At 58.1% G+C, this 17,517-nt stretch carries 19 protein-coding genes; 16 read left to right on the forward strand and 3 right to left on the reverse strand.

Annotated features, from left to right (window positions below; translation table 11 throughout):
* Positions 1-345 precede the first annotated feature (345 nt).
* The 13 genes from KQP88_RS09280 to KQP88_RS09340 all read left to right on the forward strand — a co-directional run bounded on the left by KQP88_RS09280 (position 346) and on the right by KQP88_RS09340 (position 11,462).
* Positions 346-555, forward strand: coding sequence for a hypothetical protein (locus tag KQP88_RS09280; RefSeq protein WP_216705457.1), 210 nt, complete (start codon positions 346-348; stop codon positions 553-555).
* A 96-nt stretch (positions 556-651) separates the two neighbouring features.
* Entirely contained in the window at positions 652-2,376 is a 1,725-nt protein-coding gene (gene gspE / locus KQP88_RS09285; protein ID WP_216705458.1) for a type II secretion system ATPase GspE, read from the forward strand.
* Positions 2,373-3,575 (forward strand): type II secretion system inner membrane protein GspF, encoded by a 1,203-nt coding sequence (gene gspF / locus KQP88_RS09290; RefSeq protein ID WP_200993112.1) that lies wholly within the window; start codon positions 2,373-2,375, stop codon positions 3,573-3,575. The genes gspE and gspF overlap by 4 nt, the downstream gene beginning before the upstream one ends.
* Positions 3,576-3,599: 24 nt before the next feature.
* Positions 3,600-4,031 carry a type II secretion system major pseudopilin GspG gene (gspG, locus tag KQP88_RS09295; RefSeq protein WP_025259586.1) on the forward strand — a complete coding sequence of 144 codons (432 nt, stop codon included), beginning with the start codon at positions 3,600-3,602 and terminating at the stop codon, positions 4,029-4,031.
* A 9-nt stretch (positions 4,032-4,040) separates the two neighbouring features.
* Positions 4,041-4,475 (forward strand): GspH/FimT family pseudopilin, encoded by a 435-nt coding sequence (locus KQP88_RS09300; RefSeq protein WP_198728704.1) that lies wholly within the window; start codon positions 4,041-4,043, stop codon positions 4,473-4,475.
* Entirely contained in the window at positions 4,475-4,846 is a 372-nt protein-coding gene (locus tag KQP88_RS09305) for a type II secretion system protein (protein WP_198728703.1), read from the forward strand. The genes KQP88_RS09300 and KQP88_RS09305 overlap by 1 nt, the downstream gene beginning before the upstream one ends.
* The gene (locus KQP88_RS09310; RefSeq protein ID WP_200993110.1) at positions 4,843-5,475 is read left to right on the forward strand and encodes a prepilin-type N-terminal cleavage/methylation domain-containing protein; all 633 of its coding nucleotides are present in this window, start codon (positions 4,843-4,845) and stop codon (positions 5,473-5,475) included. Before KQP88_RS09305 ends, KQP88_RS09310 begins: the two co-directional genes overlap by 4 nt.
* Complete coding sequence (locus tag KQP88_RS09315) at positions 5,472-6,206, forward strand: general secretion pathway protein GspK (RefSeq protein WP_216705459.1); 735 nt, start codon at positions 5,472-5,474, stop codon at positions 6,204-6,206. Before KQP88_RS09310 ends, KQP88_RS09315 begins: the two co-directional genes overlap by 4 nt.
* A complete protein-coding gene (locus KQP88_RS09320; protein WP_216705460.1) occupies positions 6,203-7,258 on the forward strand; it encodes a type II secretion system protein GspL in 1,056 nt (351 codons plus the stop codon). Before KQP88_RS09315 ends, KQP88_RS09320 begins: the two co-directional genes overlap by 4 nt.
* Positions 7,233-7,844 (forward strand): type II secretion system protein GspM, encoded by a 612-nt coding sequence (gene gspM, locus KQP88_RS09325; protein ID WP_200993107.1) that lies wholly within the window; start codon positions 7,233-7,235, stop codon positions 7,842-7,844. Before KQP88_RS09320 ends, gspM begins: the two co-directional genes overlap by 26 nt.
* Positions 7,841-8,371 (forward strand): general secretion pathway protein GspN, encoded by a 531-nt coding sequence (locus KQP88_RS09330; RefSeq protein ID WP_216705461.1) that lies wholly within the window; start codon positions 7,841-7,843, stop codon positions 8,369-8,371. Before gspM ends, KQP88_RS09330 begins: the two co-directional genes overlap by 4 nt.
* A complete protein-coding gene (gspD, locus tag KQP88_RS09335) occupies positions 8,371-10,671 on the forward strand; it encodes a type II secretion system secretin GspD (protein WP_216705462.1) in 2,301 nt (766 codons plus the stop codon). Before KQP88_RS09330 ends, gspD begins: the two co-directional genes overlap by 1 nt.
* A 74-nt stretch (positions 10,672-10,745) precedes the next feature.
* Positions 10,746-11,462, forward strand: a complete 717-nt coding sequence (locus tag KQP88_RS09340; RefSeq protein ID WP_216705463.1) for an alpha/beta hydrolase — start codon at positions 10,746-10,748, stop codon at positions 11,460-11,462.
* 59 nt (positions 11,463-11,521) lie between these two features.
* Here the strand turns inward: KQP88_RS09340 and KQP88_RS09345 are convergent, their stop codons facing one another.
* The 3 genes from KQP88_RS09345 to KQP88_RS09355 form a co-directional block, all read right to left on the reverse strand.
* Positions 11,522-12,709 (reverse strand): MFS transporter, encoded by a 1,188-nt coding sequence (locus tag KQP88_RS09345; protein ID WP_216705464.1) that lies wholly within the window; start codon positions 12,707-12,709, stop codon positions 11,522-11,524.
* Positions 12,710-13,016: 307 nt separating this feature from the next.
* Entirely contained in the window at positions 13,017-13,457 is a 441-nt protein-coding gene (locus KQP88_RS09350) for a hypothetical protein (protein ID WP_122321651.1), read from the reverse strand.
* A gap of 11 nt (positions 13,458-13,468) precedes the next feature.
* Complete coding sequence (locus tag KQP88_RS09355) at positions 13,469-14,197, reverse strand: hypothetical protein (RefSeq protein ID WP_216705465.1); 729 nt, start codon at positions 14,195-14,197, stop codon at positions 13,469-13,471.
* A 352-nt stretch (positions 14,198-14,549) separates the two neighbouring features.
* Between KQP88_RS09355 and KQP88_RS09360 the strand changes: the two genes are divergently transcribed.
* The 3 genes from KQP88_RS09360 to KQP88_RS09370 are packed head-to-tail and all read left to right on the forward strand — an operon-like array spanning position 14,550 to position 17,516.
* Complete coding sequence (locus tag KQP88_RS09360; RefSeq protein ID WP_177434638.1) at positions 14,550-15,281, forward strand: GntR family transcriptional regulator; 732 nt, start codon at positions 14,550-14,552, stop codon at positions 15,279-15,281.
* 37 nt (positions 15,282-15,318) lie between these two features.
* On the forward strand, positions 15,319-16,614 hold the full coding sequence (locus KQP88_RS09365) for an MFS transporter (RefSeq protein WP_264302374.1): 1,296 nt from the start codon (positions 15,319-15,321) through the stop codon (positions 16,612-16,614).
* 56 nt (positions 16,615-16,670) lie between these two features.
* Positions 16,671-17,516, forward strand: a complete 846-nt coding sequence (locus KQP88_RS09370) for an amidohydrolase family protein (RefSeq protein WP_216705467.1) — start codon at positions 16,671-16,673, stop codon at positions 17,514-17,516.
* Position 17,517: the final 1 nt, after the last annotated feature.

Here is a 17,517-nt window from a genome sequence, read left to right on the forward strand (position 1 = left end):
GAAGTTTTTACCCTGTAACTATTATTTGATTTTTTCGCTTGATTGATTTCAGAGTGCCACTAGGTGATGGCGCTTTGAAATAACAAAACGAAACAATTAAGACGAAAAGTGCAAATAAAAGTCAAATAAAAGTGTGCTTTTGTTCGATTTTTTTCATTTTTGACTTTTTTCTTTACAATTTTGGAACTCTTGTTAAACCTACTGGTCGATGGGTTTAAGAATTTTCGAGCCCTGTCTGCGGGGTCGAAAGCCGCTTGATGGTCGCAGGCTTAGTTGCCAGGCCTGATTCGGTTTCTTGGCCTTGCTTGATGTAACCCTTGAATTTAGTTAGTTGGAGTATTTGCTATGAAGTTGTCGATTTTTGGTGCGGGTGTTGTTCTGGGTATGGCGCTTAGTGGCGCGGTAGTTGCGGCTGAAGCAACGGATGCAGATGCGACCTCCGGTGCAAGCGACTCCACGGTGATGACCCAGACTCAAGACACCAAGGCTACTCGCAAGCAGAACACCGAAACGACCAAAGGCGGTCGTCCTCAGAGTTCGACTACTCAGAAATAGTCCGATTGATTGTAAGACGTTTCTGAGCATGGCCTCCCTCGCTATGGGGGAGTGCTGTAGTCTATGCCCCTCCGATGTGTACAGATTTCCTCCCAAATGCATTCAGAACCCGTCGATGCTACTCAGCTCCTGATTCCCGATGCCGCTCAGGTATGTGCCTGGCTGATGGGCAATGCCGGTCTGAAAACCCAGGATCTTGAGCGAGCACAGCGCTTGCAGCAGGAGTCCGAAGGCACAGACCTGCTGGCTCTGTTGACCCGGTTGGGTCTGGTTTCCGAATTCGAGCTGGCCCGTGCATGGGCCGCTTTATTGAATGCCCCGCTCTTGATGGCCGAATCTGCGCCGCCCTTGCTTGACCCTTTGCCTGCGTTGACCGAGCGCTTCATGCGTCATTATCAAGTGGTGCCGGTAGGGTGGAGTGACAACGGTCTGCAGGTGCTGGCGGCGAACCCCGCCGTGTTGTATCCGTTCCAGGCCATTGCCTATGCCTGCGAAGTGCCGGTCAGTCTGTCTGTGGGGCCGCGCAATGAAGTCGAAACCCTGATCGAGCGCTATTACGGCCAGGGACGTTCGGCCATGGGCACACTGATTGAAAACCTCGATGAAGACGGCGGTTCGCTGGAAGACATCGAGCATCTCAAGGATCTGGCTTCCGAAGCGCCGGTGATTCGTCTGGTCAACCTGATCCTGCAGCGTGCAGTCGAACAGCGTGCCTCTGACATTCATATCGAACCCTTCGAGAGCCAGCTCAAGGTGCGTTACCGCATCGATGGCGTATTGCACGAAGCCGAAGCGCCGCCTTCCAGTTCATCGGCAGCGGTGATTTCCCGGGTCAAGATCATGGCCCGCCTGGACATCGCCGAGCGTCGTTTGCCTCAGGACGGGCGCATCATGCTGCGCATCCAGGGCAAGGAACTGGACTTGCGGGTTTCCACCGTGCCGACCAGTTTTGGCGAGTCGGTGGTCATGCGTCTGCTGGACCGTCAGACCATCGATTTCGATTTCCCGAGCCTGGGTTTCGATGGCGAGCGCCTTCAGCATTTCCTTGACGTGCTGGAGCGCCCCCACGGGATTCTGCTGGTGACCGGCCCGACCGGTTCCGGCAAGACCACCACGCTTTATACCGCCTTGTCGCGGCTCAACACCGCCGAGCGCAAGATCATCACGGTTGAAGATCCGGTGGAGTATCAGCTCGAAGGCATCAACCAGATTCAGGTCAAGCCTGCCATCGGCCTGGACTTTGCCGGAGCGCTGCGCTCGATTGTGCGTCAGGACCCGGACGTCATCATGATTGGTGAGATGCGCGACCTGGAAACCTGCCGTATCGCCATCCAGTCATCGCTGACCGGTCACCTGGTGCTTTCGACCCTGCACACCAACAGCGCGGCGGCGAGTATCACCCGCTTGCTGGACATGGGCGTGGAAAGCTACCTGATCGCCTCCACGGTCAATGGCATTCTGGCCCAGCGGCTGGTGCGTCGCCTGGACCCGGCTACCCGTGAAGCCTTCGATGCGCCGCCGGAACTGATCGCCGAGCACGGGCTTGAGCGCTTTACCGACGAGCGTCCGATTCGCCTTTATCGACCTCGTGCCGACGCGCCGGGTGGCGGTTATCGCGGGCGCAGTGCAATCACCGAATTGCTGGTCATGAATGAAGAGTTGCGCAGCCTGCTGATGCGTCATGCCGATGCCGCGACCCTGGAAGAAGCTGCCAGGCGTGGTGGTTTGCGTACCCTCCATGAAGAGGGCCTGCGTCAGGCCGTGGCGGGTGTGACTTCGCTGGAGGAGGTGCTGCGCGTCACCCGTGGTGAAGGCTCATGAGCCTGTTCAAGTTTCGTGCCCTGGATGCTTCGGGTGCCGTGCAGAACGGTGCACTGGAAGCCAGGGATCAGGAAGCAGCCGTGGCTGCCCTGCAAAAGCGCGGCCTGATGGTGCTGCATATAGAAAGTGCAGGTCTGGGCGGTTTGAGCCGTGCCTTTGGGCGTGGGTTGTTGAGTGGCGCGGCCCTGGTGAGTTTTACCCAGCAACTGGCGACGTTGCTGGGGGCTGGCCAGCCTCTGGAACGATCTCTGGGAATTCTGCTCAAACAGCCCGGCCAGCCGCAGACCCGAGCCTTGATCGAAAGGATTCGGGAACAGGTCAAGGCCGGTAAACCGCTGTCTGTCGCTCTGGAAGAAGAGGGCAGTCAGTTCTCGCCGCTTTATATAAGCATGGTTCGCGCCGGTGAGGCCGGCGGTGCGCTGGAAAGCACCCTGCGTCAGTTGAGCGATTATCTGGAACGCAGCCAGTTGCTGCGCGGCGAAGTCATCAATGCGCTGATCTATCCGGCGTTTCTGGTGGTCGGCGTGCTGGGCTCCCTGGCTTTGCTGCTGGCTTATGTGGTGCCGCAATTCGTGCCGATCTTCAAGGATCTGGGCGTGCCGATCCCGCTGATTACCGAAGTCATTCTCGGCCTTGGCCAGTTTCTGGGGGATTACGGTCTGGCGCTGTTTGCCGGGTTGATTGTGTTGGCCTGGGCCATGGCCGTGCGCCTGCGCGACCCGCAGCGTCGCGAACGCCGTGACCGTCGCTTGCTGGGCATCCGGGTCATCGGCCCGCTGTTGCAGCGAGTCGAAGCTGCACGCCTGACTCGCACCCTGGGCACCTTGCTCAGCAACGGGGTGGCGTTATTACAGGCGCTGGTCATCGCCCGACAGGTCTGTACCAACCGGGCCTTGCAGGTGCAGGTGGAGCAGGCCGCGGAATCGGTCAAGGGTGGCGGCACACTGGCCAGTGCCTTTGGTGCCCAACCGCTGTTGCCCGATCTGGCATTGCAGATGATCGAGGTCGGCGAACAGGCTGGCGAACTGGACAGCATGCTGCTCAAGGTTGCCGATGTCTTCGACGTGGAAGCCAAGCGCGGCATCGACCGCATGCTCGCGGCGCTGGTGCCTGCGCTGACAGTGGTCATGGCAGGCATGGTCGCGGTGATCATGCTGGCAATCATGCTGCCGCTCATGAGCCTGACCAGCAATATCTGAATTCATGAATGAGGAATGACCCCGATGAATCTTAATCGTACGCGCTTCAAACCCGGACGCCGGCAGGGCGGTTTTACCCTGCTGGAAATGCTCGCCGTGATTGTTCTGCTGGGCATCGTGGCGACCATTGTCGTGCGCCAGGTGGGCGGTAACGTCGACAAGGGCAAATACGGTGCAGGCAAGGCGCAACTGGCCAGCCTGGGCATGAAGATCGAAAGCTATGCACTGGATGTCGGCTCGCCGCCCAAGACCTTGCAGCAACTGGTGGAAAAGCCTGGCAACTCTTCGGGCTGGAACGGTCCTTACGCCAAGCCTTCGGACCTCAAGGATCCGTTCGGCCATGCGTTCGGCTACCGCTTTCCGGGTCAGCACGGCAGCTTCGATCTGATTTTCTATGGTCAGGACGGTCAGCCTGGTGGTGAAGGCTACAGCGCCGATCTGGGCAACTGGGAGTAAGGAGGCGTCATGAATTCTCCTGTCGCGAACCGCGGTTTCACCCTGATGGAAATGCTGGTGGTGCTGGTGTTGATGAGCATCGCCGTAGGTCTGGTGGGTTTCGGTTTGCAACAGGGTCTGAGTGCTGCCAGCGAGCGTCGTGCCGTGGGCGACATGGTCGAAGCACTTCGGGCTACACGGGTTCGTGCGATTGTCACCGGACAGCCGGCCCGCACCGTGTTCGACCTGCGCAAGATGACATTCAAGGCCCCCGGCAAGCGTGTGCAGCACTGGCCGGAAAACTTGCAGGTGAACATGCAGACAGCCGCCGATCTGGGATCCGCGGTGGAGTTTTACCCTGATGGCGGTTCCAGTGGCGGCAACCTCACGCTGGTCAATGGTGATCGTCGCTGGCGGATCGATATCGGCTGGCTGACCGGCAGCGTTCAGGTTCGAACACTCTGATGAACACCTCGCAGTCAGGTTTTACGCTGCTGGAAATGCTGGCGGCCCTGACCGTCATGGCGTTGTGCAGCAGTGTGCTGCTGGTGGCGTTCGGGCAGAGTGCCCGCTCATTGCAGCAGGTGTCCCACAGTGACCGGCTGAGCCACGCTGCGCGCACGATTCTGGATCAGGAAAGCGCCGGTCCGCTGGCAAACGGCACGCGACAGGGCGCCTTGGCCGGTATCGACTGGACCCTGAGTATTCGCCAGATGCCGGGGCGTGGTACCCAGTCACGTCTGTTTCGTCTTGACCTGACGCTTCAGGAAGATCAGCGTCGAGCGCAGTTCAGTACCTTGAAGCTGCGCGGTGTGTCAGCCGGAGCGGGATTTTGAAAACGTCTCAGCGTGGTTTCACGCTGCTGGAAATCATGCTGGTGCTCAGTCTGCTGGGCATTTTACTGGTGCTGATTGCGGGTGCGTTGCTGGGTGCCAATCGCGCGGTATTGAAGGCCGAACGCTACACGCAAAGCCTTGATGAAGTGCGGGCGACCCAGGCATTCCTGCGCAGCTCGATTGGTCAGGCATTGCCGCTGGACACGTCCGAGGACGATAGCGTCAGCAACGGCTTTTTCGAGGGATCGGCCCAACAATTGCAGTTCGTTGCGACCCTGCCTGGTGAACTGGGTGGGGGTATTCAGCGTCATACCCTGCAATTGAGCGGGCCAGAAGGGCAGCGCGATCTGCAAGTGGCGTTCGAGCAGATCAGGTCTGGCCCTGGCGGCATGATTGTGCAGCCATGGGGTGAGCCTCAGGTCCTGCTGAATAATGTGCAGACGCTGACGTTCAGTTATCGCGGTTTCTCGCCCAAGGGCAAGCCGACCGGGTGGCTGGCCGACTGGCCATGGCCAAGCCGCCTGCCCAGTGCCGTACGCATCGATATGAAGTTGAACGGACCGGTGCCCTGGGTCAGTGAAGTGGTTGCCTTGCGTCTGGACCTGTCCGGTGGAGCAGGGGGCCAATGAAGCGCTTTTACCCGCATCAGCAGGGCGTTGCGCTATTGGTGGTGCTCTGGGTGCTGGCCCTGTTGAGCCTGTTGCTCGGCGGGCTGGCCGGCTGGGTGCAACTGGAAAGTCGCCAGGCGCTCTGGCTGCGGCAGAACACCCAGGCGATTCTGGCGGCCGAAGCGGGCATGAACATGGCGATACAAGGCCTGCTCGATCCGGCGCAGCGCAAGATCTGGATAGCGGATGGACGTCCGGTTGCCTTGAAGTTCGATGACACTCAACTGCTCGTCAGTGTGCGCAGCGAGTTGGGCAAGCTGGACCTCAACAGTGCGCCGGTTGCGGATATTTCCAGGGTCTTGCAGGCCTGTGGTGCTGCGAAAAACCAGGCAAGTGGCGTCGCGCAGTTTCTTGAGGCGCAACGCAGCGGTGGGCAGCCGCCGTTGCGGGTGATCGAAGAGATCCGTCAACTGCCTGGCATGAATCAGGCGCTGTATGTCTGCCTGGTGCCGGAAGTCACGCTTTGGAGTGGCCTGGAGCGGCCTGATCCTGCATTTGCAACAGCTTTGATACGCCGCAGTCTGAATCTGCCGAACCAGAGTGCCGTCGGGGCCGATCCCGGCGAAGTTCTGTTCATCGACAGCCAGGCACAACGACCGGGTGGTACGTCCGCCCATTTACAAATCACGGTTTTATTGAGTCCAGCGGGGGAAAACGCACAACCTTACAAGGTGCTGCGTTGGCAAGAATGAATTCATTATCAGCACGTCTGGCGCCTGTCTTCGCGTTGCGCGACCGGGTTGCCCAGCAGTGGCGTGGAAGTCTGGCACAGCGGGGCTGGCAGTTATGGCTGGCGGAGCTACAGGCTTGCCTGCCGGTTCGTGTGCGTCACTGGCTGGTCCAGGAAACCGTCGAGCAGGTCTACCCATGGCCGCTGCCATCGCACTTGCCCAAAGCGTCCGCCGATGCGCGCCGGATCCTGCTGCTTTCGTCGGCCGATGTGCTGGTGCAGACCCTGCAATTGCCCTCGGCGGCGGCCCGTAATCTGTCCACGGTGGTGGGTTACGAACTGGACCGCTTCACCCCGTTCGATGCCGGGCAACTGTACTTTGTCGCACGGCAGGAAAGCCGCAGTGCCAGTTTCATTCAGGTCACACTGGTGGCCATTCTGCGCGAGCGCCTGGATCACATTCTTGCCGAGTGCGCTGCTCAGGGGCTGCAGCCCGATGCAGTGGATGTGGGGTCTGCCACAGAGCGGATGGGCATTGATCTGCTGCCGACTCCGTTGCGCTCGAATCATGTTCGCTCAGGTCATCGTGTGCAGCGCTGGCTGCTGTGGACCTGTGGTGCCTTGTTGCTGGGTCTGATGTTGCTCTGGCTCAACGACCGACAGCGTTTGCTGGACGAGATGCAGGCCAGCGTACAGGCGCAAAAGGCTCAGGTCGCCGAAGTCCAGAAGCTGCGCCAGCAATTGACCAATACCCGTGGCGCAGCCAATTACCTGATACGTCGCAAGGCGGCTCAGACGCCTTTGTCGGCATTGCTCAGCGAGTTGACCGCCTGCCTGCCTTCGGACACCTGGATCGAAAGTCTGGAAATCAGCGACAGCGCCGAAATCTCCTTTTCCGGCCAGAGCGCCAAGGCCAGCGCCCTGATTGCTCGGGCCAAGAATTGCCACAGCCTGGATAACGCGCAGTTTCAGGGCGTGATCCAGCCCGACAGCCGGACCGGCAAGGATCAGTATTCCCTGCGTGCCCACCTGCATCAGGAGAACGCCGATGCGCCGTCCACTGACAAGCCGTGAACGTCGGGGCGCGGCCCTGATCGTTCTGGCGCTGGTGCTCTATCTGGCCTACTGGCTGTTGATCGACAGTTGGTTTGCCGGTCCGTTGCGTGAGATCAATGAACAGACCGAGCAACTGCGCGAACAGCAACAGCGCTATGCCGGTTTGCTGCAACAGGGCGACTCCCTGCGCGAGCAACTGGAACAGGCCCGTAACGATCCGGCCAGCAGCACCAGCCTGTTGCCGGGTCAGGACCCCAGTGCCGTGGCTGCCGATCTGATGCAGCGCATTGCCGACCTGATCAACAGTCACGCCACAACCGGCGGTGGCTGCGCCTTGACCCAGCGCATGCCGATCACTCCCGAGCAGGACAGCGCCGAGCCTTATCGTCAGGTCAAGGTCAGTCTGACGCTGAACTGCGCTATCGAACCGCTGACGGCCATCCTGCATGCGCTGGAGTATCAGCGCCCGTTTCTGTTCGTCGATGAAATGAGCATGCGTCGCGATGCCAATGCTCCGGCAACCGGCGGTGCGGGCAAGCTGGTGGTGCATCTATTGGTGCGCGGTTACCTGCAACCGGCATCGGCCGGGGAGGACGAGCAATGATCAGTGCATTGCGTCCTGTCGAATGGGCATTGCTGGGACTGGCAACGTTGCTGGCTGCCCTCATTGCTCTGGTGTTCAGTGGTGCCGTTCACTCGCCGGACTGGCTGCCCGAAAAGGCACCGCGCAATCCGGTCAACCATTCGGCACAAGCCCAGCGTGCTCCCGAAGCAAGTCTGGACAGCCTGTCCAATACCTGGAAAACCCCGCTGTTCAGCACTGACCGCAGCCCTGACCGTGCGGTGGAGCAAGCCAATGTGCAGGCCTCAAGCCTGTCGGGCATGACCCTGAGTGGTGTCATCATCGACGGCTCCCTGCGGGTTGCGCTGCTCAAGCAGAAAGATGGCCCGGCCCTGAAAATCAAACAGGGCCAGCGCCTTGCAAATGGCTGGACGCTGGACAGTGTCGAGCCCATGCAAGCCACATTCAGTCTCGATGGTCGCACACAAGCCTTGCGCCTGCCCGCGCCGCGTCTGCCGCCGCCATCGAACACGCCCCCTATTACCTTAACCAACGATTCAGCCCCGTGATGGGTACCTTTTCTGGAGTTCCTGCCATCGCTACCTTGCGCACACCCCTGCTTTGTCTGGCCACTGCCGTCGCTCTTGGCGGCTGCGCGACTACGCCTGACTCTCTTGACCCCGACAACGGCATGCTGCAGGAAGCACTGCAAGGCACGGGTTCCCAACGTCCTCCGGTCGATCCTCGCACCGAGCACGCTCCTGTCGACGTTCAGCCACAGTCTGCGGCGATTTCGCCACAGCGGCAGATCATCAAGGGCAATCAACGGTTTGTCCGTACGCCCTCGGCTTCGCCTGCCGCCCAGGCTGAGACCGGCGATATCGTGTTCAACTTCACCAATCAGCCGATCCAGGCGGTCATCAACAGCATCATGGGCGACCTGCTGCATGAGAACTACAGCATTGCCCAGGGCGTGAAGGGTGATGTGAGCTTCTCCACCTCCAAACCGGTGAACAAGCAGCAGGCGCTGTCGATTCTGGAAACGTTGCTGTCCTGGACCGACAACGCGATGATTCGCCAGGGCGACCGCTACGTGATCCTGCCTTCAAATCAGGCAGTGGCGGGCAAGCTGGTACCGGAAATGCCGGTGGCGCAACCAGGTGCGGGCATGTCGGCGCGGCTCTTCCCGCTGCGCTACATCTCGGCCACTGAAATGCAGAAGCTGCTCAAGCCCTTTGCCCGCGAAAATGCTTTCCTGCTGGTCGATCCGGCCCGCAATGTCCTGAGCATGGCGGGTACACCCGATGAACTGGCCAACTATCAGGACACCATCGACACTTTCGATGTCGACTGGCTCAAGGGCATGTCGGTTGGCGTCTTCGGTCTGCAGCGCGCATCTGTCAGCGAACTGATGCCTGAGCTGCAAAAGATCTTCGGCCCCAAGAGTGGCATGCCACTGGCCGGCATGGTGCGCTTTCTGCCCATCGAGCGGACCAACTCGGTGGTGGCGATTTCCTCTCAGCCTGAATACCTGAATGAAGTCGGTCAGTGGATTCACACCATAGACGAAGGTGGCGGCAACGAGCCGCAGATGTACGTCTATGACGTACGCAATATGAAGGCCACCGACCTGGCTAAATACCTGCGTCAGATCTACGGCACTGCCGCCATCAAGGATGATTCCCCGGCCAGGGTCGCGCCGGGGTTGCGGACGGCCACGCTGTCGTCGCCCAACTCCAGTGGTGGCTTCGGTTCCAGTTCCGGCCTCAACGGCAGCTCCGGCGGTCTGGGCAACAGTGGCGGGTTCGGCAATAACCGTGGCATGAACAACAACGGTGGCATGAATAACCAGAATGCTGACGACACCGAGGCGCAGGAAGAAGATCAGGGCAGCGATTCTGCTGACAGCGCCCAGGGCTCTAACGCCAGCAAGAGTCTGGATTCCAGCACCCGGATCACTGCGCAAAAGAGCAGCAACCAGTTGCTGGTCCGTACACGCCCGGCGCAGTGGAAGGAAATCGAATCGGCCATCAAGCGCCTCGACAATCCGCCACTTCAGGTGCAGATCGAAACCCGGATTCTGGAAGTCAAACTCACCGGCGAACTGGACATGGGCGTGCAGTGGTATCTGGGTCGCCTGGCGGGCAACTCCTCAAGCACCACGGTAGGCGACACCGCAGGCAGCCAGGGCGCACTGGGTTCCGGCGGGGCCGGGCTGGGCGCGACGGATTCGCTGTTCTACTCCTTTGTCAGCAGCAACCTGCAGATCGCGTTGCGGGCTCTTGAAACCAATGGCCGCACCCAGGTGCTGTCGGCTCCGTCCCTGGTGGTGATGAACAACCAGCAAGCGCAGATTCAGGTGGGCGACAACATCCCCATCAGCCAGACCACGGTCAATACCAACACCTCCGACACGACCCTGAGCAGTGTCGAATACGTGCAGACCGGTGTGATTCTGGATGTGGTGCCACGCATCAATCCGGGTGGCCTGGTGTACATGGACATCCAGCAACAGGTCAGCGATGCCGACAGTTCGGGTGTTACCGATGACAATGGCAACCCGCGTATTTCCACTCGCTCGGTGGCGACTCAAGTGGCGGCGCAAAGCGGCCAGACTGTGTTGCTGGGTGGTCTGATCAAGCAGGACAATGCCGAAACCGTGAGTTCGGTCCCGTATCTGGGGCGCATTCCCGGCCTGCGCTGGCTGTTTGGCGCAACCAGTAAATCCAAGGATCGCACCGAGCTGATCGTGCTGATTACCCCACGGGTCATCACCAGCAACAGCCAGGCACGTCAGGTCACCGATGACTACCGTCAGCAGATGCAATTGCTCAAGCCGCAAGCCTCAGGCACCAGCCTGCAGAACTAAGCAGCTATCATGAGGCTCGACGCCCACTCACGGCACTGCCGCTGGCAGGCAGTGCCCCTGGAGGATATGGACACATGCTGAAGTTTCTTGCCGTCTTGCTGTTTGCCTTCTCGGGTCTTGTGCAGGCAGAAAATACGTTGCACACCGATCTGCCTCTGAAATACCTGGCCCAGGCCAGCGCCGATGTGTCGAACAAGCCGCTGGTCATCTTCATTCACGGTTCCGGCAGCAATGAGGCTGACCTGTTCAGCCTCAAGGATCTCTTGTCCCCGGACTACAACTACCTGTCCGTGCGGGCACCCATCGAGGTAAGGCCGGGTGGCTACAAGTGGTTCAATCGCCGGATCGAGGAAGGCAACTACGATGGCGTGACCGAGGACCTGAAAAACAGCGGTGAGCTGCTGAAGGCCTTCATCAAACAGGCCACCAAGAAATACCGGACCCAGCCAGACAAGGTGGTGCTGGTGGGCTTCAGCCAGGGTTCTGTAATGAGCTACGAAGTGGCGCTGCGCGATCCTGACATGGTCGGCGGTATTGCGGCCTTGAGCGGCCCTGTCCTGTCTGTACTGAAAGCCAGCCTCAAGCCCGAGGAACGCTTCAAGACATTCAACGTGTTCGCTGCCCATGGCACCGCAGACCCGGTGTTGCCTTTCAGTGGCGCAACCCGTACCGAGGAAACCTTGAAGGGGCTAGGCATCAAGCCGGAGTTTCATGCCTATGAAGGGATGGGGCATACCATCAATCAGGAAGAAGTTGCCGACTTGAAGCGGTGGCTGGAACATGCGTTTTAGGTGATTCCATTCGCGAATGGATTCGCTTCCGGTGGGAGCGAATTCATTCGCGAAACTCTCTACCCCCGCGAATCCCGCAAAAACCCCAGCAGCGCAATCAAGGGCAGGGCAGTGCCCACCACGCTGATCCACACCCAGCCCCCATGATCGAACAGCACACTGGCAACCGACGAGCCGATGGCTCCGCCAATGAAAATGCTGGTCATGTACAAGGCATTGAGTCGGCTGCGGCTGGCCGCATCCAGCGCATAAACAGCCCGTTGTCCCACCACCAGATTCATCTGCACGCAGAAGTCCAGCACTACACCTGTCACGGCAAGGCCGATCAGGTTGTAAGGAGCAGGGATCAGACCAGGCAGGAAACTCAAGGCACCAAAGAGCAGGGCGCTCAGCGTAGCGATTCGGCTGTGGCCCGCATCGGCAAGGCGTCCACTGATGGGCGCAGCAATCGCGCCAATAGCACCGATCAGTGCAAACAAGGCAATCTGGCTTTGCGACAAGCCATGGTTACGTGCCAGCTCCAGAGGCACGGCTGTCCAGAACAGGCTGAAAGTGGCAAACATGCAGGCCTGATAAAACGCTCGTTGCCTCAATACCGGTTGCTTACGCAGCAGAGTCCACAGGGAAAACAGCAACTCACCATATGATGCCCGATGGTCCGGTACACGCTTGGGCATGGTGGTTGCCAGCACAACACTGATCCCGGCCATCAGCACCGCCGCCGAGCCAAACACTGCGCGCCAGCCAAAATGGTCTGCCACCAGGCTCGAAACCGGACGAGCCAGCAGAATTCCCAATAACAGCCCGCCCATGATCGAACCGACTACTCGCCCGCGAGTCTCCTCAGGCGCCAGATGCGCAGCCAGCGGAATGAGCATCTGCACCGAAACCGAACTGAAACCCACCAGCAACGAGACCACCAGAAACAGATTGGGCTGCTCGGCAAATGCGGCGCCCAGCAGGCTGAGAATCGCAACCCCGGTGGTCACCAGCATCAAGCGCCGGTTCTCCAGCAGATCCCCCAGCGGCACCAGAAAGAACAGCCCCAACGCATAACCCACCTGAGTCAACGACACAATGAGACTGGCCATGGTGCTGGACAACCCAATGTCCGGCGCAATCAGCTCGATGATCGGTTGGGCGTAATAAATGTTGGCAACGATAGCGCCGCAGCAGAACGCAAACAGCATCACCAGACCCTTGGTCAGGGTGACAGCGCTGTGCCGGGTGTGAAGCGAAGTGCTCATGAATATTCTCGCTTGTGCAAAAGACCGGAAAGCCGCTCAAGGTGTGCCTGCCAGAGCGGTCGGGAGTGGATGCTGAGCAGGCTAACGGCTTTGTTGGAGATTAGGTAGGGATGGCGGAGTGATACAAGATATTTCTGAAAACGATGGTTGGCCATCATGGGGCCAAGCGCATGACAGGCATGCACTTGGATTTACTTTTCTAGGTTGAGCGTTGTGGGGGGATGAAAAATCAGAGTTTCTGGAAAGTGGCTCGATGGTTGACTCGGGGTCTGAGTTAAAGGAGAAAATGTAAGGATTGGGCGTATATTTACATAATCGTGCATCCGGGGTTGGTATTGCTCAAGGAGGTACAAAAGCTTCCATCCCACGTTCCAAAGTCGCCTGCCATGGGGCAGTACTCGGTAAAGGGAACATAGGAAGCCTCCTGCCAGAAGTGATCGGAAAATATAACCTTCTTTGAGTTGGGCATACAGTCTTCGCAGCCTGCTTCGGAGGAAGTGCCTGGCAAGAAAATGTTTAGACCATATTTACTTTCGTCTAAGAAGTAGTATGTCTGTGTGATTGCGGGGCCTCCTACAACTACCTCAAGAGCGGTCATGAGGATATATTCGCCATTGTCTGATGGGGTGGTGTAGGCCATGACGCCACGACAACTAACCTCTTGTCTGGTTTCAACTCTGGGTGAGGCGTGCGCCATGGCCCCGCTCATGATGAGAATGGTGTATATAAAATATTTTATTGGCTGCATTTTTCGTGACCTTATAAGGTTTTTTCTTCCAGAGAAATGACTTCGTTTGCATACCTTATAAGCCAGGCTCTTGTGAATGAGTTTGTCCCATCCCTCTCAATGATGTGATGAATATTTTTTGAAGTCCAGCTTAAATTGGTGAAGCTTTTTCCTTGAGAGTTTTTGATGCCGTACATGACGCCTTTTGTATTTAGAAGTTCTACGTTGTTTTGCTCTTTTATGCCTGTGATCTTGATCCCTTCCAGAAGCATGTCGCGTAAGTAGACTTTTTCCCCAGCGCAATCGTAGAATTGAGCGAAGCCAGTATATTTAGATTTGCGATATATGCCGTTGTATTGTGTAGACTTAAGGTCGCACGTCTGCAGCGTTTGTATTCTATTGGGTTGAATTTTTAACAAGCTGTAGTCGGTAACGGTTTTTTTAGGGTTGATTTCCCAAGAGCTTCTTGCATCTGGCTCATCATAGACCTTGTATGCAGGAAATTTAATTTCTTTGATTTCTTTTTCGACTCTTGCCAATGGTCTTATTTTTAAGGAGTTATCTGGTTTTGCTTCTCCATTAGTATTCGCTTTGTTGTAGTCGATCATTGCCTTTTCGAGATTTTTCGAACTGCCGGTTGGCAGGTCATACATGGATATTTCTTTATATCCAGGATTCTTAGCTGGGAGTTCGTTCGCATTGGAAGGGCCTTGATTTAACAAGACCAATATTGCGGCGCTAGCGATAATCTGATTTTTCATGCAATTCCCTTGACATTTTTTATCGGCGTGGTTTTTCTTTTGAGGTGCTCCACTCTATAAAGACGAATGCATTCTTTTTTTTTTCAGTTTTTTTCGCATTTATTTGTTCAAGGGCTGACGCGCCTTCATGAGCTTGTAAGCGCTGTGCCTAAGGCACTGCTCCCACCAGAAAGCTCCACTCCTTCGCCTGTCTGCCTTGCCTCACCTTCACTCGAAAATATTCGCACAAAGCCCGAGAAACGGTCACTCTGCTCCTGAAGAATGATGGCAATCTGCTCATCAAATCCTTGACGTTCATTTGTAACAGATGAATACTGCGCATATTCATATATATGACTGGATGAATCAGGGAATGAATAAGCTCTCAAGTGATGAACGTCTGCCGCTCTACCAACGTCTGCGTGATTGCCTGGCCGAGCAGATCGCCAACAATCGCTGGCGTCCGGGGGAGGCGATTCCTACCGAGGCGGCGCTTTCCGCCGAGTATTGCCTGTCTACCGGCACGGTACGCAAGGCCATCGACATCCTGGTCAATGACAACATTCTCGAACGTCAGCAGGGTCGTGGCACCTTCATTCGACGTGCGCAGTTCCAGTCTTCGTTGTTCCGCTTCTTCCGTTTCCAGACCGAGTCCGGCGTCCGGCAGGTTCCGGAAAGCCGGATTCTGTCTATCGAGCCTGTTGCTGCGCCGTCGGCGGTCAGCCATGCCCTGGGGCTGCTTCCGGATGCGCCGGTTATTCGCATGATCCGCCTGCGACTGCTGGATGCGCAGCCGGTTCTGACCGAAGAGATCTGGCTGCCTCGGGTTCAGTTCCAGGCCTTGCTGGACGTGGACCTGAACGCTCAGGGGCCTTTGCTCTATCCGATCTATGAACAGCTGTGCGGTCAGGTTGTGGCGTATGCCGAGGAAACCCTGACAGCCGAGTCCGTTACTGACGTCTATGCCCGCATGTTGCAGGTTCAGACCGGCAGCCCGGTCGTGGTGATCGAGCGGCTGGCGCGCAATTACGCCGGTGAGCCGCTGGAATGGCGTCGCTCCCGTGGGCATGCCAGCCATTTCCGTTACAGCGTAGAAATTCGCTGAGTCTTCAATCCCGTCATTTACTGCACGCTTCATAAGGATATTGCGCATGTTCAGTTGGTATCGCGAAGTCACTCCACGGGAACGCAAGACGTTTTGGGCCTGCTTCGGCGGATGGTCGCTGGATGCGCTGGAAGTACAGATGTTCGGTCTGGCGATTCCTGCGCTGATCGCCGCTTTTGCCTTGAGCAAGGGCGACGCCGGCATGATCAGTGCCGTCACCCTGGTCACTTCGGCGCTGGGCGGTTGGGTGGGCGGTACATTGTCCGACCGTTATGGCCGGGTCCGTACCCTGCAATTGATGATTCTGTGGTTCTCCTTCTTCACCTTCCTGTCGGCCTTCGTGACCGGCTTCAACCAGCTGCTGATCGTCAAGGCCATGCAAGGCTTTGGTATCGGTGGTGAGTGGGCGGCGGGCGCGGTGTTGATGGCCGAGACCATTCAGTCCAAATACCGCGGCAAGGTCATGGGCACCGTACAAAGCGCCTGGGCCGTGGGTTGGGGCATGGCGGTTCTGCTGTTTACCCTGATCTATTCGTTCGTGCCGCAGGATATTGCCTGGCGGGTGATGTTCGGCGTCGGTCTGCTGCCTGCCTTGCTGATTATCTGGGTGCGTCGCAACGTTGAAGAGCCGGACAGCTATCAGCGCATGCACAAGGAAAAGGCCCCGTCGGGCAACTTTTTCAAATCCATGGCGGGCATTTTCCGTCCCGAGCTGCTGCGCGTGACGCTGCTGGGCGGTCTGTTGGGGCTGGGTGCGCACGGTGGCTACCACGCGGTCATGACCTGGTTGCCGACCTTTCTCAAGACCGAGCGCAATCTTTCGGTGCTGAGTTCAGGTGGCTATCTGGCGGTGATCATCTTCGCCTTCTGGTGTGGCTGTATCACCAGCGGCATGTTGATCGACCGTATTGGTCGTCGCAAGAACATCGTGTTGTTCGCACTGTGCTGCATCGTTACCGTGCAGTGTTATCTGATGTTGCCGCTGAGCAACACACAGATGCTGTTCCTCGGTTTCCCGCTGGGTTTCTTCGCGGCAGGCATTCCGGCCAGTCTCGGCTCGTTCTTCAACGAGCTGTACCCGGCAGATGTACGCGGGGCAGGGGTTGGCTTCTGCTACAACTTCGGCCGTGTGCTGTCGGCTATCTTCCCGTTCCTGGTCGGACACATGAGCGAATCCATGTCGCTGGGTACGGCGATCGGTATCGATGCCGGGATCGCCTACGGCGTGGCGATGGTGGCTGCGCTCTGCTTGCCTGAAACCCGAGGACGCACCCTGGATGGCGCGCCAGTCACGGCGGATGCCACCGACAAGGGCGCACCACAGCAGGCCTGACCGGCTATTTCTCTGCGCGGTGTCACGGCACCGCGCTCATTTCGTAGATGAGTTCCATGACTGATCCCTGTACTTCGCCGATTCTCGGTATCGATGCTCATGCCCATGTCTTCGGCAATGGTGTGAGCCTGATTCCGGGTCGACGTTATACCCCTGATTACGAAGCCACTTTGCAGTCCTATCTGGCGAACTTGCGCGAGCATGGCCTGAGCCATGGTGTGCTGGTGCAGCCCAGTTTTCTGGGTACGGACAATCAATGCCTGCTCGATGCCCTGGCCCATGCGCCTGGCCAACTGCGCGGTGTAGCGGTGGTGGATAACACCATCAGCCGTTCGGCGTTGCAGCGCATGGCCGATCAGGGTGTTGTCGGCATCAGGTTGAACCTGATGGGCAAGCCTTTGCCGGATTTCAGTGAGCCGGGCTGGCGGGACCTGTTCAAGAATGTCTGGGCGCTGGGATGGCACATTGAGTTGCATCGCCATGTGGCCGATCTGCCGGGACTGATTCGCGACCTGCTGCCGTTTGGCTGCAAGATCGTGGTCGATCATTTCGGTCGGCCCGATGCGAGCGTCGGCGTCGACGATCCGGATTTTCAGGCCTTGCTGGAACTGGGCCTGAGCGGGCAGATCTGGATGAAGGTTTCTGCCATCTACCGCCTGGGCGGCAACGATGAACAGAACATGGCTTTCGCCAATGCGGCGTTGCCTTTGCTGGTCCAGGCTTTCGGCGCGCGTCGCATGGTCTGGGGCAGTGACTGGCCGCATACCCAGCATGAGCATCACGTCAGTTACGCCACGGTAGTCGAGCAGTTTCGCAACCTCGACTGCCCGGCCCCGATCAAGCAGAGCATGCTGGTCGAGGCGGCGCAGTCGTTGTTCGATTTTTCTGCTGTCGAGCTCTGAT

Source organism: Pseudomonas lijiangensis, from assembly GCF_018968705.1.
GTDB classification, from domain to species: Bacteria; Pseudomonadota; Gammaproteobacteria; order Pseudomonadales; family Pseudomonadaceae; genus Aquipseudomonas; species Aquipseudomonas lijiangensis.

Coding starts and splice junctions, on each gene's coding strand:
- KQP88_RS09280 (WP_216705457.1), top strand. CDS start 346: ATGAAGTTGTCGATTTTTGGTGCGGGTGTTGTTCTGGGTATGGCGCTT.
- gspE (WP_216705458.1), top strand. CDS start 652: ATGCATTCAGAACCCGTCGATGCTACTCAGCTCCTGATTCCCGATGCC.
- gspF (WP_200993112.1), top strand. CDS start 2,373: ATGAGCCTGTTCAAGTTTCGTGCCCTGGATGCTTCGGGTGCCGTGCAG.
- gspG (WP_025259586.1), top strand. CDS start 3,600: ATGAATCTTAATCGTACGCGCTTCAAACCCGGACGCCGGCAGGGCGGT.
- KQP88_RS09300 (WP_198728704.1), top strand. CDS start 4,041: ATGAATTCTCCTGTCGCGAACCGCGGTTTCACCCTGATGGAAATGCTG.
- KQP88_RS09305 (WP_198728703.1), top strand. CDS start 4,475: ATGAACACCTCGCAGTCAGGTTTTACGCTGCTGGAAATGCTGGCGGCC.
- KQP88_RS09315 (WP_216705459.1), top strand. CDS start 5,472: ATGAAGCGCTTTTACCCGCATCAGCAGGGCGTTGCGCTATTGGTGGTG.
- KQP88_RS09320 (WP_216705460.1), top strand. CDS start 6,203: ATGAATTCATTATCAGCACGTCTGGCGCCTGTCTTCGCGTTGCGCGAC.
- gspM (WP_200993107.1), top strand. CDS start 7,233: ATGCGCCGTCCACTGACAAGCCGTGAACGTCGGGGCGCGGCCCTGATC.
- KQP88_RS09330 (WP_216705461.1), top strand. CDS start 7,841: ATGATCAGTGCATTGCGTCCTGTCGAATGGGCATTGCTGGGACTGGCA.
- gspD (WP_216705462.1), top strand. CDS start 8,371: ATGGGTACCTTTTCTGGAGTTCCTGCCATCGCTACCTTGCGCACACCC.
- KQP88_RS09340 (WP_216705463.1), top strand. CDS start 10,746: ATGCTGAAGTTTCTTGCCGTCTTGCTGTTTGCCTTCTCGGGTCTTGTG.
- KQP88_RS09345 (WP_216705464.1), bottom strand. CDS start 12,709: ATGAGCACTTCGCTTCACACCCGGCACAGCGCTGTCACCCTGACCAAG.
- KQP88_RS09350 (WP_122321651.1), bottom strand. CDS start 13,457: ATGCAGCCAATAAAATATTTTATATACACCATTCTCATCATGAGCGGG.
- KQP88_RS09355 (WP_216705465.1), bottom strand. CDS start 14,197: ATGAAAAATCAGATTATCGCTAGCGCCGCAATATTGGTCTTGTTAAAT.
- KQP88_RS09360 (WP_177434638.1), top strand. CDS start 14,550: ATGAATAAGCTCTCAAGTGATGAACGTCTGCCGCTCTACCAACGTCTG.
- KQP88_RS09370 (WP_216705467.1), top strand. CDS start 16,671: ATGACTGATCCCTGTACTTCGCCGATTCTCGGTATCGATGCTCATGCC.